Consider the following 14,481-nt stretch of genomic DNA (forward strand, 5'->3'; position numbering starts at 1 on the left):
GCACAACGATCCGAAAACGGAATTGATTTCGAGCGCCGAAGGGGTTCCTCTTCGGCGCTTAATTCCTTTTGTTCAAATAGTTTAAGTCACCAAGCTAAGATGCGGGGTAACAAAGGCGATCCATGAAGCGAGAGCGCTATCATATGCGATCGAAACGAGGGGGGACGGTGATGATCGCGTTGGGCGCCATCATGTCCATAGCGGCGGTGGAACCGCCCGCCGTCACGATGGAGAGCGCGATGCACGAGGTTCTCGCCTGGCATCCCTCGGTCGCCCAGGCAACGGCGACGGTCGAGGCGCGCGGTGAGGATGTCGCGGTCGCCCGCGCCGGCTATCTACCCCGGATCAGCGCCGGGGTCGGCAGCGGCTATGACAGCCGCCTGGGCAGCGCCTGGCGCCCCCGCCCGCAGGTTTCCGCCTCGCAGATGCTCTATGATTTCGGCAAGGTCGCGGGCGCCGTGGAGTCGGCACGAGCTGGCACCCGGATCGGCCGCGCCGACCTGCTGCTGGCGGTCGACGGCCTGATCCGCGACACCGGCTATGCGCTGGTCGAGGTGCAGCGCAACGCCGCGCTGCGCGGGATCGCGACCGAGCAGTTGTCCCGCATCCGCGAGATCAGCGCGCTGGTCGACAAACGGTTCGGCAAGGGCGCGACGACCCGCTCCGACGCGCTTCAGGCCCAATCGCGCGTCGCCGCCGCCGAAGCGACGCTGACCCGCATCGAGGCGGAGCAGCGGCGCTGGACGACCAGCCTGTCCTTCCTGCTCGGCCGCGACACCGCGCCGGTGGTCGATCCGAACGTGCCCGACTGGCTGATGACCAGCTGCACCCGTGCCGCCACGGTCGAATGGGCCGATGTGCCCGCGATCATGCGGGCACGCGCGCAATATGAACAGGCGAGCGCCGAAAGCCGCCGGGTCCATGCCGCGCGCCTGCCGACGATCGCGCTTGCGGGCGATGCGGCCGCCGATGTGTCCTCGCCCTTTTCCGATCGCAGCATCTACAATGTCGGACTGAACGTCAGCAGCGACGTGTTCGGCGGCAATGCCGTGCGCGCCCGCGCCCGCAGCGCCGATTACGGCGTCCGCGCGGCGCAGGCCGCCGAACAGGCGGCGCGCAACGAGGTCGGCCAGGAACTGGCCGCCGCGCAACAGCAGATCGCCGGGCTGTCGCAACTGCTCGGCACCCTGTCCGAACGGCAGGAGAATATGGTCGAGACGGGCAAACTGTACCGCCTGCAATATCTCGACATGGGCACCCGCACGCTGGTCGACCTGCTCAACGCCGAACAGGAGTTGCAGCAGGCACGCTTCGACGCGGTCAACACGGTCCATGATTTGCGGCGGCTGGCGATCGAGTGCCTCTATTATTCGGGCCGCGCGCGCGACGATTTCGGGCTGACCGGCACTTCGATCCGGGGCGTGACGCTATGACCGGTGCGCCCCAGCCCCCAACCGATCCCATCGCCTGGATCGACATGATGGGCCAGGTCGCGCGCCATTACCGCATGCCCTTTGCCGAACAGCGCGCGCGGCTGACCACGCTCTGGCAGGCGGGCGGCGATGACGAAGCGCGGGTCCGCGCACTGGCGCGGGCGAGCGGCCTGTCGGTCCGGGTCGTGGTGCCCGGCGCGATCCGGCTGACCAGCTGGCGCCTTCCCGTCATCGCCTGGTTGAACGACGGCGAACTGGCGCTGATTACCGGCATCGATGCCGATGGGCAGGCGTTGTTCACCGTCGCAGGCGAGGACGGCCAGACCGCGCAACGCCCCCTCGACCTGCTGGTCGAACAGACGCACCTGTTCGTCGTCCCCCGCCCAGCCCGCTCGGCCGCCGACATCCGCGTCGACAGCTATATCCGCCCGTTCGAGGAGCATTGGCTCCGCCGCCTGCTGCTTCAAGACATGAAGGGCTATGGCCATGTCGCCATCGCCTCGGTCGTGACCAACTGCCTGGGGCTGGCGGGCGTGCTGTTCTCGATGCAGGTCTATGACCGGGTCGTCCCCGCCCAGTCGATGCCGACCCTCTATATCCTGTTTATCGGCGTCATCCTGGCGACCGGCTTCGACTTCGTGCTGCGCCGCCTGCGTGTCGGGATCACCGACATCCTTGGCAAGCGCGCCGATCTGCGGCTGTCGGACCTGGTGTTCGGCCATGCGCTGCGCGTCCGCAACCGGGCGCGGCCAAGCTCGACCGGCACCTTCATCGCGCAGCTTCGCGATCTGGACCAGGTGCGCGACATGCTGACCTCGACCACGGTCGCGGCGGTGGCGGACCTGCCCTTCTTCCTGCTTTTCCTCGTCATCCTCTGCTTCATCGGCGGCACGCTCGCATTGGTCCCGGTGGTGGCGCTGGTCGCGCTGCTCCTGCCCAGCCTGCTCGCCCAGCGCCGGTTGCGCGCCCATGCCACCGAGTCGATGCGTGAGACCTCGCTGCGCAACGCCCTGTTGATCGAGGCGGTGCAGGGGATCGAGGATATCAAGACCCTTCAGGCCGAGGAGCGTTTCCAGCGCCAATGGAATCACTGCAACGCGGTGGCGGGCGAGGCGCAATTGCGCCTGCGCGGGCTGACCGCCAGCCTGTCGACCTGGGCGCAGAGCGTGCAGAATGCGGTGTACGCGACCGTCATCTTCGTCGGCGCGCCGATGGTGATCGCAGGCGACATCACCACCGGCGCGCTGGTCGCGACCTCGATGCTGGCCAGCCGGATGATGGCGCCCATGGGCCAGGTGTCGCACCTGCTCGGCCGCTATCAACATGCCAAGGTCGCGGCGAACAGCCTGGACCAGATCATGGCGCTGCCGGTCGACAACCCGGACGCTGAGCATCGCATCCCCCTGCCCTCGGTCGATGGCCGCTTCGCGCTTCGCGGCGCGGTGTTCAGCTATGCCGACCCCAATGCCCCGCCTGCGCTGACCGTCCCCAAGCTGGAGATTGCGGCGGGCGAGAAGGTGGCGCTGCTGGGCCGCAACGGCGCGGGCAAGTCGACGCTGCTGCAAGGGCTGTCAGGCATGTTGCAGCCGGTGTCGGGGGAGGTACTGCTCGACGACCTGGCACTGCATCAGATCGACCCCAGCGATGTCCGCCGCGACGTCGCGCTGCTGACCCAGAATAGCCGGCTGTTCCACGGCACATTGCGCGAGAACCTGACCATGGGCGCGCCGATGGCCAGCAACGCGACGATCCTCGCCGCGCTCGACATGGTGGGCGCGATCGACCTCATCCGGCGGTTGCGCGACGGATTGGAGCATGTCGTGCTGGAAGGCGGGATCGGCCTGTCCGGCGGCCAGCAACAGGCATTGCTGCTCGCCCGCCTGCTGATCCGCCAGCCCCAGGTCATGCTGCTGGACGAGCCGACCGCCGCGATGGACGAGGCGGCCGAGCGGCTGTTCATCGACCGCTTCCGCGACTGGAGCCGCGGCCGGACGGTCGTCGTCGCGACCCACCGGATGCGCGTCCTCGAACTGGTCGATCGGATCATCGTCATCGACCAGGGCCAGGTCCTGCTCGACCAGCCCAAGGCGACCGCGCTGGCGACGATGCAGGGCGCGACCCGGAGCCAGGCGGCATGAGCACGCTCGCCCATCCCGCCGACCTGCCCTTTGCCGATGAAGGCGCCGCGCCCCTGCTCGCCGCCAAGCGGATGACCTGGGTGCTGGCGGCGCTGTTCGTCACCCTGCTCGTCTGGGCCTGGTTCGCCGAGCTGGACGAGGTGGCGACCGGCACCGGCCGCGTCGTGCCGACCAGCCGCGAACAGGTGCTGCAATCGCTGGAGGGCGGCATCCTCGCCAGGATGCTGGTCCGGCAGGACGATATCGTGAAGCCGGGCCAGATCCTCGCCCAGCTCGACCCGACCCAGGCCGGATCGACCGTCGAGGAAAGCGCCGCCAAATACCGCGCCGCGCTCGCCGCCCAGGCGCGGTTGCAGGCGGAGGTGAACGGCACCCCCCTGACCTTCTCGCGCGAACTGGACGCGTTCCCCGCGCTCAAGGCCGAGCAGCAGCGCCTCTACGACGCGCGCCGCCGCAGCCTCGCCAGCTCGATCGGGCTGATCGACGAGTCACTGGCGCTGATCGGGCGCGAGGTCGGGATCGGCGAGTCGCTGATCGAGGTCGGTGCGGCCAGCAATGTCGAGGTGCTGCGCCTGAAGCGCCAGCGCGCCGACCTGGACCTGAAGAAATCCGACCTGCGCTCGCAATATATCGTCGAGGCGCGGCAGGACCTGGCCAAGGTCAGCGAGGAGGTGGAGGCGCTCGCCCCCGTGGTGCGCGGGCGGTCCGATACGCTGAGCCGCCTGACGCTGCGCTCCCCGGTGCGCGGCGTGGTCAAGAATATCGAGGTGTCGACCATCGGTGGCGTCATCCCCCCGAACGGCAAGATCATGGAGATCGTGCCGCTCGACGAACGCCTACTGGTCGAGGCGCGCATCTCGCCGCGCGACATCGCCTTCATCCGCCCCGGCCAGCGCGCCAGCGTCAAGATCACCGCCTATGACTATGCGATCTTCGGCGGGCTGGAAGGCCGGGTCAGCAGCATTTCGCCCGACACCATCCGCGACGAGGTGAACCCGGACGTCTATTATTACCGCGTCTTCGTGCGGACGACGGCGGACTCGCTGGTCAACAAGGCGGGCAAGCGCTTTCCGATCGTGCCCGGCATGATCGCCACCGCCGACATCCACACCGGCAGCAAGACCGTGCTGCAATATCTTCTGAAACCGCTCAACCGCGCGCGCGAAGGATTGCGCGAGCGATGACCGGCACATCTGCACTCCCATCCGCCGCCCCGCCATGGACAACGCCGTGCATGGCCCCCAAGCCAAGGATAGCCTGATGCCCAAGGACTTAGCCGCCCATTACCACCCCCCGGCCCATCGCAGCAGCTGGCCGCCGATCCGCGATGCCCGTCCCAGCCTGCTCGAACTCGCCCGGCAGACCCAGGCGATGCGCGCCAATGTCGCGCAATTCTTTCCCCGCGACGTATTCCGCGATTCCGCCTGGGACATGATGCTGGAACTGTTCATCGCGGAGGAGCAGCACCGCCAGCTATGCGTCAAGGAACTGATCCTGGTGTCGGGCGAAACCGCGACCAGCGCGCTGCGTCGGATCGACCGGCTGGAAAGCACGGGGCTGCTCCGGCGGCAGACCGATCCGGCGGATCATCGGCGACTGGCGGTCACGCTGACCCAGCGCGGCACCGATGCGATGACCGCGATGCTGCGCCATCTGTACCTGACGACCGGCGACGATCCGCATGGCGGGACGAAGCCTCGCCCCGACCGGGCGTCCTGACGGGGGCGTCGTCTCTAGAAGCTGTTTGGAAACGGGCTCCTAGTCGCGCGATGCGGGCACGAGGCTGCCCGCATCGTCGGGACGATGGCCCAGCTGTTGCGAGATGCGCGCGGTCGTCTCGACCAGGATCTGCGTGGCCTGGGGAATGGAGCATTTCTGCGATCCGTCGATCGTCTCCAGGAACGGGATGGTCAGTGCCGCCATGCAGTCGCCGCCAAAGCCGAAGATCGGCGCGCTGAGATCGGTCACGCCGCGGGTGATCGGGCTTTCGCGCAGACCATGGCCCTGGGTCCGCACCCGCTCCAGTTCCTCGCCCAGTTGCACGCGGTCGATCGCACGCCCCTGCGCCGCCTCCGCCCGGTCCAGGATGCGCGCCCGTTGCGCCGGGGCGGCAAAGGCCAGCAGCACCTTGCCCGAGCAGCTGGCGACGATGTCGATCGACGCCCCCATGCGCAGCGCAAAGCCACGCGTGCCCGGATTTTCCTCCCGCGCGATAACCAGGCCCGCGCCGCCCTCGATCACCACTAGGTGACAGGACTGGCCGACGGTCAGCGCCAGCGACTGCATCTCGGGCAGCGCGGCGGCGGTCAGTTGCCGGGCGGGCGTCGCGCGATAGGCGATGTCCAGGAACTTGTAGGTCACCCGGTAACGGTCGTCGATCGGCGACTTTTCGAGGTAGCGTGCCTCCTCCATCACCACGACGATCCGGAACAGTTCGCCCAGCGATCGGCCGAGCGCGGTCGCCATTTCGCTGACCAGCATCCCCTGCGGATGGTTGGCCAGCAATTCGATGATCAGGAACGCCTTGTCGAGCGCAGGGGCGGCATAGCTGCCCTTGCGCGTTCGTCCCTCACTGATCTTTCCGCCGTCGCCTGCCATACCCATCCTCTATGTGAGGCAGGAGTAAGACGGTGGCGCGCGGCGGGCAAGCGATCTTGCCCGTAACGGCAATTCGGCGGCGTCAGGCGATAGTGATGATCGCCTTGAGCACCGAATCCGCCTCGTCGATCAGTTCGGGCAGGCGCTGCGGTGCCTCGTCCAGCGTCAGCGTGTGGGTACGGATCGCGTCGGTCGGCACCGCCCCCGACCGGATGCTGGCGATGACATGGTCGAAATCGACCGACAGCGCGTTGCGACTGGCGAGCAGCGTCGTCTCGCGCTTGTGGAATTCGGGATCGGCGAAGACCAGATCGTCCTTGCACACCCCAACCAGCGTATAGCTGCCCCCATGCGCCACCCAGTTCAGCCCGGCGCGCATCGCATGGATGTTGCCGGTGGCGTCGAACACATGGTCGAACATCTCGCCCGCCGTCATCCCGGCCAGCGTTTCGGCCAGCGCGGCGTCGGCGACCACGCCCTCGGCCAGGCCCAGATGATCGCGGGCATAGGCCAGGCGCGGCGCACGCGTATCGACCAGCACGGTCCGGCCTGCGCCTGCGATCCGCGCGAACAGGGCCGCCGCAATGCCGATCGGCCCGGCGCCCACCACCAGGACGCTCTCGCCCTCGGCGACACGGGCACGCCGCACGGCATGGGCGCCGATCGCCAGGAACTCGACCATCGCGGCTTGGTCAAGCGACAGCCCGACCGCATCGATCACCGCGCTTTCGGGCACCGACAGCCACTCGCACATGCCGCCATCGCCGTGGACACCCAGCACGCTGATCCGCGAACAGCAATTCGGCTTGCCCCGGCGACAGGCGCGACAAGTGCCGCAGGCGATATAGGGATTGACCGTCACCACCTGTCCGATGCTCAGCGTTGAGCCTTCCGGCACCTCGGCGATTTCCCCGGCCAGCTCATGCCCGATCAGCCGGGGATATTCGAGGAACGGATGCTTGCCGCCATAGATATGATAGTCGGTGCCGCAAATCCCGGCGCGGCGCATCCGGAGCAGGACCTCGTCGTCGCCGCGCACCGGCACGGGCCGATCCTCGACGCGAATTTCATGCGGCTGCACACAGACCAGCGCCTTCATTGCCACCCTCTCCAAATTCCCATATGCGATTTCACTCTCACATATGCCATTGATGATGCCGGTTGGGAACGCTAAAACGGCATCCGACAGACCGGGCGACGCGATCGAACCGGCACCATCATGAGAGGAGGCGCGATTTGGCCCGACGCCTGTGTTTTGCACTTGATCTGGTCGACGATGCCGCGCTGATCGCGGACTATGAACGCGCCCATGCCCCCGGCGCCGCCTGGCCCGAGGTGACGGCGGCGATCCGCGCCAAGGGGTTCCTGGCGATGGACATCTGGCGCACCGGCGACCGGCTGTTCATGATCGCCGAGGTGGCGGACGACTTTCCCCGCGCGATCCCGGCCGATCTGGCAGCGGTCGACGCCAAATGGGAGGCGACGATGGACCGGTTCCAAAAGGCCCTGCCCCATGCCGCACCGGGCGAGAAATGGGTGGCGATGGACCGCATCTTCACGCTGGACGCCCAATGACCGAGGCGCCCGTCATCCTGCAGTTCGGCACCAGCCGTTTCCTGCAAGCCCATGTCGACCTGTTCGCCGAGGAAGCCCGTGCCTCCGGACAGGCGGTGCCGCCGATCGTCATCGTCCAGACGACCAACGATCCCGAACGCGCCCGGCGGCTGGCGGGCTTTGCCGACCCGGCGGGCTTTCCGGTCATCCTGCGCGGCCTGCGTGACGGTGTCCGCGAGGAACGGACCGTCCAAGTACGCAGCGTGTGCGAAGGCCTGAGCGCCGCCACCGACTGGGACCGGCTGGTCGATCTGGCGGAGCGGGCGGCGAGCCATATCGTATCCAACACCGGCGATACGGGCTATGCTATTCCCGACAGCGATCGCACCGCGCCGGTGGGGCCCCAAGTCCCGGCGAGCTTCTGCGGGATGCTGACCGAATTGCTGCATCGGCGCTGGCGGGCGGGCGGGAATGCGATCACGCTGCTGCCGTGCGAACTGGTGGTGCGCAACGGCGACGTTCTGCGCGCCGCGATCACCGGACTGGCCCGCGCACAAGGCCGGGAGGCGGCGTTCCTCGACTGGCTGGCGCATCGGTGCATCTGGGCCAACACGCTGGTCGACCGGATCGTCAGCGAACCACTCCATCCGGCGGGTGCGGTGGCCGAACCCTATGCGCTCTGGGCGATCGAGCGGCAGCCGGGCCTGACCCTGCCCTTCACACATCCCGCCATCGTCCTGACCGACGATCTGGACCGATATGAGCGGTTGAAGCTGTACATCCTCAATCTCGGTCATAGCTGGCTGGCGGCGCGCTGGCATGACGGCGGTGCGGCGGCGGACCAGACGGTGCGCGCGGCGCTCGCCGATCCCGACACGCGGGCGTCGCTCGACCGGGTGATGGCGGAGGAGGTCCTGCCCGGCTTCGCGGCGCACGGCATGGCGGACGAGGCACGCGACTACATCGCCACCACGCTGGAGCGGTTCGCCAACCCGTTTCTCGATCACCGGCTGTCCGACATCTTCTCGGGCCATGCCGCCAAGATCGACAAGCGGGTCGGCGGGTTCGTCCGCTGGGTCGATGGCTCGGGCCAGACGGTGGCGATGCCGGAGCTGCGGGCGCTGGCCAAGGCGCGCTGACGGGGTCCGCCCTCCCCCGCCCCGCTCAGGCCGCTTGGGGCAGGCAGGCGGGGCCCTTCGCCCCGGCCGCCTTATAGGTCAGGACGAACTCCTGATGCCCCAGTGCTTCCGATTTGGTCTGCGCGCCGCCCGACACCGCGACGATCAGGTCGACGATCTCCGCGCCCACCTCGTCCAGCGTCGCGTCGCCATACAGGATGCGACCGGCGTTCACGTCCATATCGCCTTCCATCCGAGCATACATTTCGGGGTTGGCCGCGATCTTGATGACCGGCGAGATGGCCGAGCCGACCACCGAGCCGCGTCCCGTCACGAACAGGTTGATATGCGCGCCGCACGCGATCAGCTCGCCGATCTCGGCATTGTCGACGATGTTGGGGAAGCCGAACTTCGGGTCGCCCGCGGGCACCACGTCGAGCAGGTACAGCCCCGGCCCCGGTGCCTGTTCGGCGGGCAGGATGACGCCGGTGATCGGACGGCTGCCCGACTTGGCATAGGCGCCCGCCGACTTTTCCTCCTGGCTGGTCAGCCCGCCCTCGGCATTGCCGGGTGCGAAGCTGCCATAGCCCATGGCGCGGTAATAGCGCTCGGCCTGTGCGACTGAGGCGATCAGGTCCTGCGCGACCTCCGGGGTCGCGGCGCGCTCGGCCATATGGCCTTCGCACCCGATCATCTCGCCGGTTTCCTCGAAGATGCAGATCGCGCCCGCATCATAGAGCGTGTCGAAGGCGCGGCCGACCGCCGGGTTGCCGGTGATGCCGCTGGTCCCGTCCGACCCGCCGCAGATGGTGCCGATCACCAGTTCCGACAGGGTCATCGGCACGCGCACCGCTTGCGCATCCGCCTGCGCCCGCACACGCTCGACGGCGGCGATCCCTGCCTCCATCGCGCCGCGCGTGCCGCCCGACTGCTGGATCACGATCGTCTCGACCGGGCGACCCTGCTCGCGCGCATTGGCGGCCAGCGCCTCGCGGTTGAAGCTCTCGCAGCCCAGCGACAGCAGCACGACGCCGCCGACATTGGGGTGCGTGGTCAGCGCCTTCATCATCGCCAGCGCATAGTCATTGGGGTAACAGCCGGGAAAGCCGATCAGCTGCACGCGCGGATCGTCCATCTTGTCCACGATGCGCCGGGCGACATGGTGTGCACACTCGACCAGATAGACGACGACGATCGCGTCGCGAATGCCCTTGCGGCCATCGGGGCGTGCCCAGGCCTGCCAGGTGCGTTCGGTCATGTTTGCGCTCATGCGTGATCTCCATGCGCGTCGCGCAGATGCGCGGGAATATAATCGCTTTGCATATTGTGCATGTGAACCCAGCCTCCGGCGGGCGCATCATGGGTCATCGACCCGATCGGCATGCCGTATTTGATGACCTTGTCGCCGGTCGCCAGCGCCACGACCGCCAGCTTGTGGCCCAGCGCGACGCGTTCGGTGACGATCAGCTCGTGCCCGTCGACCATGATATGCTCGCCCGGCTCGACCGTACGGCAGCAGACGGCGACATTGTCGGTCGGGGTCAGCCGGATGGCGGCGACGCTCATGCGCCCTCTCCCGGCAGGGGCGCGTCGGGACGGACCAGTCCTTCGGACCGCAACTCCGCCCAAAAGGCGGACGGGATGGGTTCGGCGTAGAGTCGCATCGTGTCGGATACCTGTTGCGGATCGGCGATTCCGGGAATGACGCTGGCCACCAGCGGATGGGCCAGCACGAAGGCGAGCGCGGCGGCGGGCAGCGAGACATGGTGCCGCGCGGCCACCACTTCCAGTGCGCGGACCTTGCTGAGGACGGTTTCGGGCGCAGGCGCGTAATTATAGCGCCCGGCGGCCGCGCTCCCCGTCGCGAGGATACCGCTATTATAGGGGCCACCAACCACGATAGCGGTTTCCGCCGCCGCACAGGCCGGGAACAGCGCATCGAGCGCCCCCTGCTCCAGCAATGTGTAACGCCCAGCGAGCAGGATCACGTCGAACCGCACCGCCTGCATCAGGTCCAGGCAGACCTCGACCTCATTAACGCCCAGCCCGAAGCCGGAGATCGCACCCTGATCGCGCAAGCTCTCCAGCGCCCGGAAGCCGCCGCCCGCGATCAGCTGTTCGCGATAGCGCGCATCGGCCTCGCCATGCGTGACCCGGCCGATGTCATGGACGAACAGGATATCGACGCGCGCCAGGCCCAGCCGTTGCAGGCTGTGCTCATGGCTGCGCATGATGCCCTCATAGCTATAGTCGTAGCGCGGGCGGAACGGCATCGCGGTATGGAAGCCGTCCCGCTCGCGATCGTCGGTAATGCCGGCGTCCGGGTCCATCAGCCGCCCGACCTTGGTCGAGACGATGACGTCCTGCCGCCCCCGCACCGCATCGCCCAGCCGTCGCTCGCTCAGGCCCCGACCATAATGCGGCGCGGTGTCGAAATAGCGGAAACCGGCCGACAATGCGGCGGCCAGCGTCGCGGCGGCGCTGGCATCGTCGATCGCGGCATAAAGATTGCCCATCGCCGCCGCGCCAAAGCCCAGCTCAGGCAATGTGCAGCCGGTCTTGCCCAGCTTACGGCGGGGAATGTCGGTCATAGGTTCAGGCCCAGTCGATAGATTCGGTTGGCATTGCGCCCCCACAGGTCGCGCCGCTCATCATCGGAAAAGCCAGTCAGCAGGTCCTCATAGGCCCCGAGCGTGCGGTTCAGATCGGCGGCGAGCCGGTCGGTCGGGAAATTGGTCGCGACCATCACCCGATCGGTGCCGAAACGGTCGATCACCTCGGCCACGATATCGGCGAAACCCGCGGGATCGAAGCGCGGGCCGACGAAACCGGCTCCCGACAGCTTGATCGCGGCATGGGGCATCGCGGCAAAGGCGATCAGCCCGGCGCGCCATTCCTCCAGCCCGTCCGCCGGGATGGGCAGCGCCAGGTGGTTGAGGATGATCGGCACTTCGGGATGCTGCGCCGCCACCTCGGCCAGCCCCGACAGCTGCGCGGGAAAGCCGTGAAAGTCGAAGCTGAGCCCATGACGCCCCAGCAGCGCAAAGCCCGCCCGCCAGCGCGGATCGCGGGTCAGGTCTCGGGTATAGGCGCGGCGTGACGGATCGGTCGGATGCCAGTTGATGAGGTGGCGGATGCCCTTCACCCGTGACTGTGCCGCCTGCCACGCCAGTTGCGCCTCGACCGCCGGATGGTCGAGTTCGACCCGCGCGACGATACCGCTGGGCAGACCATCCTCATCGGCGGTGGTGTTCAGCCAGACCGTCTCGTCCGCCCCCTGGTCGGGATGCGCACCCGCATCGACATGCACCGCGCCCGCCAGATTCCATGCCGCCAACTCCGCCCGGTAATCGGCGATGCGATAGGTGGCGGCGATCGGCGCGGTGTCGGGCGCGCCCAGCCACGGATAACGCAGCACCGCGTGATCCCACAGGTGGAAATGCGCATCGACAAAGGGCGGGCGTGTGTTCGTCACGCCATCGTCCATCCGCCGTCGATGGCGTGCAGCTGGCCGGTGGTATAGGCGCTCTCGTCCGAGGCGAGATAGAGCGCGAGCGCGGCGACCTCTTCGGCGCGGCCCAGCCGCCCCATGGGCTGACGCGCGACGAAGGCGGCGCGGGCCGCTTCGGCATCGCCGGTCGCGGCCAGGCGCTCGTCCAGGCTGGGCGACTGAACGGTGCCGGGGCAGATCGCGTTGCAGCGAATGCCCTTGCCGACATAATCGAGCGCGACCGAACGGGTGATCCCCGCCACCGCCGCCTTGGACGCGCAATAGGCATAGCGATTGCCGACACCGATCAACGCGCCCGCGACCGAGGCCATGTTGACGATCGATCCGCCCCCTTGCGCGATCATGGCAGGGACAAAGGCCTGGAGCATATGGGTGATCGCATGGACGTTCAGGTCGAAGGACAGCCGGTATCCGCCATCCTGCGTCGCCAGCAGGTCGCCCGCATCGACATAGCCCGCGCAGTTGAACAGTATATCGACCGCGCCGGTGCGTTCCCCGAACGCCGCGATCGCAGCCGGATCGGTCAGGTCGAGCATGTCGGTCGTGCAGCCCTGTAGGCTGGCCAGCGCCTCGGCATTGCGGTCGACCGCGATCACCTGCGCGCCCTCGGCCGCGAACAGTTCGGCGGCGGCGCGGCCGATCCCCTGCCCGGCACCCGTCACGATCGCCCGCTTACCCTGCAAACGATTCATCCATTCATCTCCTTCCGGCGGCCCAGCATCAGGGCGAAGAGCGTCACGACCATAAAACTGGCGGTCGGGACCAGCATCGCGCTGGTAATGCCTGCATGGTCGGACACCAAGCCCATCAGCGCGGTCAGGCCCGCGCCGCCGATGATCGCCATGACGATCAGCGACGCCCCCGCCCGGCGCAGCGGCCCCAGCCCCTCGATGCCCAGCGCAAAGATCGTCGGGAACTGGATCGACATGAAGAAGCTCGCCGCGACCAGCGCGATCAGGCCCGGCCAGCCGCCCAGCACGCCCGCCACCACGGTCAGCAGCACCGAGATGCCCGCGAACAGCGCCAGCAGCTTGACCGGCGCGACGCGGCCCATCAGCGCGCTGCCCAGGAAACGCCCGGCGGCGAACAGCACCAGCGAGAAGAACAGCGCGTCCGCGCCGCCCCGCTCGTTCAGGCCGACATTGGCCTGCGCATAGCGGATGGTGTAGCTCCACACGCCGACCTGCGCACCGACATAGAAGAACTGCGCGACGACCGCGCCCAGCAGACGCGGCTGGCGGAACACCTCGACGAAGCGCCCGCTGCGCCCCTCCTCCGTCCGCACCGGCGCGCCGCTGGGAAAGCGAACCAAAGCGGCGGCGACCGCGAACAGCAGCACGACGATCGCGATCGCGACATAGGGCGGTGCGATCGCCTGCACCTCCGCCTTGTAGAAGGCGGTGCGCGTCGCGGCGTCCATCGTGGCGAGCGCGCGCTCGTCATGCTCGATGCCCGACAGGATGAAGAAGCGCCCGATCAGGACGCCGGTGATCGCGCCCAGCGGATTGGCCGCCTGCGCCCAATTGAGCCGCCGGGTCGCGCCCGCCGGATCGCCCAGCTCGCCCATCAACGGGTTGGCCGAGGTTTCGAGAAAGGCGAGCCCCGCCGCGATCACGAAGAGGCCGAGCAGGAACAGCTGATACAGGCTCGCCGCCGCCGCCGGATAGAAGAGCAGCGCGCCGGTGCCATAGAGCGTCAGCCCCAGCACGATCGCCGCCTTATAACCATAACGGCGCATCACCACCGAGGCGGGCACCGCGAGCAGGAAATAGCCGAGATAGAAGACCTGCTGGACGAAGCTGGTCCCGAAATCGCTGAGCGTGAAGGCCTTGCGGAACTGGGCGATCAGGATGTCGTTGAGGTTGTTCGCCATGCCCCAGAGGAAGAACAGGCTGACCGTGATGACCAGCGCGGGCAGGTAACCGCGCGTGACGGTGCCGCCATGGCTGGCACCGTCCGCACCGCGCCCGGCCGCCGGGAAATCGACAGGGAGGGCCATCAGCCTTGCCCTCGCTTCTGCTGTCCCGCTGCGACTGTCGCCATCACGACTCCTTCTCCATGAAAGTCCTATTTTATGAGCGCAACTTTAAGGCGACTAAGGGGCCGAACGCAAGCGCTATCGGACGGCA

Annotated in this window: 14 protein-coding genes; 6 read left to right on the forward strand and 8 right to left on the reverse strand. The window is 67.8% G+C overall.

The genetic code is table 11. From position 1 onward, the window contains the following. Positions 1-170 precede the first annotated feature (170 nt). From U1H82_RS06260 to U1H82_RS06275, 4 genes are all read left to right on the forward strand, one after another. Positions 171-1,433 carry a TolC family protein gene (locus tag U1H82_RS06260; protein ID WP_322964422.1) on the forward strand — a complete coding sequence of 421 codons (1,263 nt, stop codon included), beginning with the start codon at positions 171-173 and terminating at the stop codon, positions 1,431-1,433. Then, complete coding sequence (locus tag U1H82_RS06265) at positions 1,430-3,571, forward strand: type I secretion system permease/ATPase (RefSeq protein WP_322964063.1); 2,142 nt, start codon at positions 1,430-1,432, stop codon at positions 3,569-3,571. Before U1H82_RS06260 ends, U1H82_RS06265 begins: the two co-directional genes overlap by 4 nt. Beyond that, positions 3,568-4,755, forward strand: coding sequence for a beta-barrel domain-containing protein (locus U1H82_RS06270; RefSeq protein WP_322964064.1), 1,188 nt, complete (start codon positions 3,568-3,570; stop codon positions 4,753-4,755). Before U1H82_RS06265 ends, U1H82_RS06270 begins: the two co-directional genes overlap by 4 nt. Positions 4,756-4,831: 76 nt before the next feature. Beyond that, on the forward strand, positions 4,832-5,290 hold the full coding sequence (locus U1H82_RS06275; RefSeq protein WP_322964065.1) for a MarR family transcriptional regulator: 459 nt from the start codon (positions 4,832-4,834) through the stop codon (positions 5,288-5,290). 39 nt (positions 5,291-5,329) lie between these two features. Here the strand turns inward: U1H82_RS06275 and U1H82_RS06280 are convergent, their stop codons facing one another. Together U1H82_RS06280 and U1H82_RS06285 are read right to left on the reverse strand one after the other, a co-directional pair. Further along, positions 5,330-6,169 carry an IclR family transcriptional regulator gene (locus tag U1H82_RS06280; protein ID WP_322964066.1) on the reverse strand — a complete coding sequence of 280 codons (840 nt, stop codon included), beginning with the start codon at positions 6,167-6,169 and terminating at the stop codon, positions 5,330-5,332. An 82-nt stretch (positions 6,170-6,251) separates the two neighbouring features. Further along, positions 6,252-7,268 carry a zinc-binding alcohol dehydrogenase family protein gene (locus U1H82_RS06285; RefSeq protein ID WP_322964067.1) on the reverse strand — a complete coding sequence of 339 codons (1,017 nt, stop codon included), beginning with the start codon at positions 7,266-7,268 and terminating at the stop codon, positions 6,252-6,254. A 137-nt stretch (positions 7,269-7,405) separates the two neighbouring features. Here U1H82_RS06285 and U1H82_RS06290 point away from each other — a divergent pair, with 137 nt between their 5' ends. Together U1H82_RS06290 and U1H82_RS06295 are read left to right on the forward strand one after the other, a co-directional pair. Beyond that, on the forward strand, positions 7,406-7,744 hold the full coding sequence (locus tag U1H82_RS06290) for an L-rhamnose mutarotase (RefSeq protein WP_322964068.1): 339 nt from the start codon (positions 7,406-7,408) through the stop codon (positions 7,742-7,744). Beyond that, positions 7,741-8,862, forward strand: a complete 1,122-nt coding sequence (locus tag U1H82_RS06295; protein ID WP_322964069.1) for a mannitol dehydrogenase family protein — start codon at positions 7,741-7,743, stop codon at positions 8,860-8,862. Before U1H82_RS06290 ends, U1H82_RS06295 begins: the two co-directional genes overlap by 4 nt. Positions 8,863-8,887: 25 nt before the next feature. Here U1H82_RS06295 and U1H82_RS06300 read toward each other — a convergent pair whose 3' ends face one another. From U1H82_RS06300 to fucP, 6 genes are read right to left on the reverse strand one after another with little or no spacing between them, the layout of a single operon-like run. Beyond that, positions 8,888-10,111, reverse strand: a complete 1,224-nt coding sequence (locus tag U1H82_RS06300) for a UxaA family hydrolase (protein WP_322964070.1) — start codon at positions 10,109-10,111, stop codon at positions 8,888-8,890. Next, entirely contained in the window at positions 10,108-10,407 is a 300-nt protein-coding gene (locus U1H82_RS06305; RefSeq protein WP_322964071.1) for a UxaA family hydrolase, read from the reverse strand. The genes U1H82_RS06300 and U1H82_RS06305 overlap by 4 nt, the downstream gene beginning before the upstream one ends. Further along, on the reverse strand, positions 10,404-11,432 hold the full coding sequence (locus tag U1H82_RS06310; RefSeq protein WP_322964072.1) for an aldo/keto reductase: 1,029 nt from the start codon (positions 11,430-11,432) through the stop codon (positions 10,404-10,406). The genes U1H82_RS06305 and U1H82_RS06310 overlap by 4 nt, the downstream gene beginning before the upstream one ends. After that, on the reverse strand, positions 11,429-12,316 hold the full coding sequence (locus U1H82_RS06315) for an amidohydrolase family protein (protein WP_322964073.1): 888 nt from the start codon (positions 12,314-12,316) through the stop codon (positions 11,429-11,431). The genes U1H82_RS06310 and U1H82_RS06315 overlap by 4 nt, the downstream gene beginning before the upstream one ends. Beyond that, positions 12,313-13,044 carry an SDR family oxidoreductase gene (locus tag U1H82_RS06320; RefSeq protein ID WP_322964074.1) on the reverse strand — a complete coding sequence of 244 codons (732 nt, stop codon included), beginning with the start codon at positions 13,042-13,044 and terminating at the stop codon, positions 12,313-12,315. Before U1H82_RS06320 ends, U1H82_RS06315 begins: the two co-directional genes overlap by 4 nt. Then, positions 13,041-14,351: an L-fucose:H+ symporter permease gene (gene fucP / locus U1H82_RS06325; RefSeq protein ID WP_322964075.1), complete on the reverse strand. Its 1,311-nt coding sequence runs from the start codon at positions 14,349-14,351 to the stop codon at positions 13,041-13,043. Before fucP ends, U1H82_RS06320 begins: the two co-directional genes overlap by 4 nt. Positions 14,352-14,481 lie beyond the last annotated feature (130 nt).

This window comes from Sphingomonas fuzhouensis, assembly GCF_034659795.1.
GTDB classification, from domain to species: domain Bacteria; phylum Pseudomonadota; class Alphaproteobacteria; order Sphingomonadales; family Sphingomonadaceae; genus Sphingomonas; species Sphingomonas fuzhouensis.

What these genes read in the sequence shown, in the direction of transcription:
- U1H82_RS06260 (WP_322964422.1), top strand. Translation starts at nt 171, where the DNA reads ATGATCGCGTTGGGCGCCATCATGTCCATAGCGGCGGTGGAACCGCCC.
- U1H82_RS06265 (WP_322964063.1), top strand. Translation starts at nt 1,430, where the DNA reads ATGACCGGTGCGCCCCAGCCCCCAACCGATCCCATCGCCTGGATCGAC.
- U1H82_RS06270 (WP_322964064.1), top strand. Translation starts at nt 3,568, where the DNA reads ATGAGCACGCTCGCCCATCCCGCCGACCTGCCCTTTGCCGATGAAGGC.
- U1H82_RS06275 (WP_322964065.1), top strand. Translation starts at nt 4,832, where the DNA reads ATGCCCAAGGACTTAGCCGCCCATTACCACCCCCCGGCCCATCGCAGC.
- U1H82_RS06280 (WP_322964066.1), bottom strand. Translation starts at nt 6,169, where the DNA reads ATGGCAGGCGACGGCGGAAAGATCAGTGAGGGACGAACGCGCAAGGGC.
- U1H82_RS06285 (WP_322964067.1), bottom strand. Translation starts at nt 7,268, where the DNA reads ATGAAGGCGCTGGTCTGTGTGCAGCCGCATGAAATTCGCGTCGAGGAT.
- U1H82_RS06295 (WP_322964069.1), top strand. Translation starts at nt 7,741, where the DNA reads ATGACCGAGGCGCCCGTCATCCTGCAGTTCGGCACCAGCCGTTTCCTG.
- U1H82_RS06300 (WP_322964070.1), bottom strand. Translation starts at nt 10,111, where the DNA reads ATGAGCGCAAACATGACCGAACGCACCTGGCAGGCCTGGGCACGCCCC.
- U1H82_RS06305 (WP_322964071.1), bottom strand. Translation starts at nt 10,407, where the DNA reads ATGAGCGTCGCCGCCATCCGGCTGACCCCGACCGACAATGTCGCCGTC.
- U1H82_RS06310 (WP_322964072.1), bottom strand. Translation starts at nt 11,432, where the DNA reads ATGACCGACATTCCCCGCCGTAAGCTGGGCAAGACCGGCTGCACATTG.
- U1H82_RS06320 (WP_322964074.1), bottom strand. Translation starts at nt 13,044, where the DNA reads ATGAATCGTTTGCAGGGTAAGCGGGCGATCGTGACGGGTGCCGGGCAG.
- fucP (WP_322964075.1), bottom strand. Translation starts at nt 14,351, where the DNA reads ATGGCCCTCCCTGTCGATTTCCCGGCGGCCGGGCGCGGTGCGGACGGT.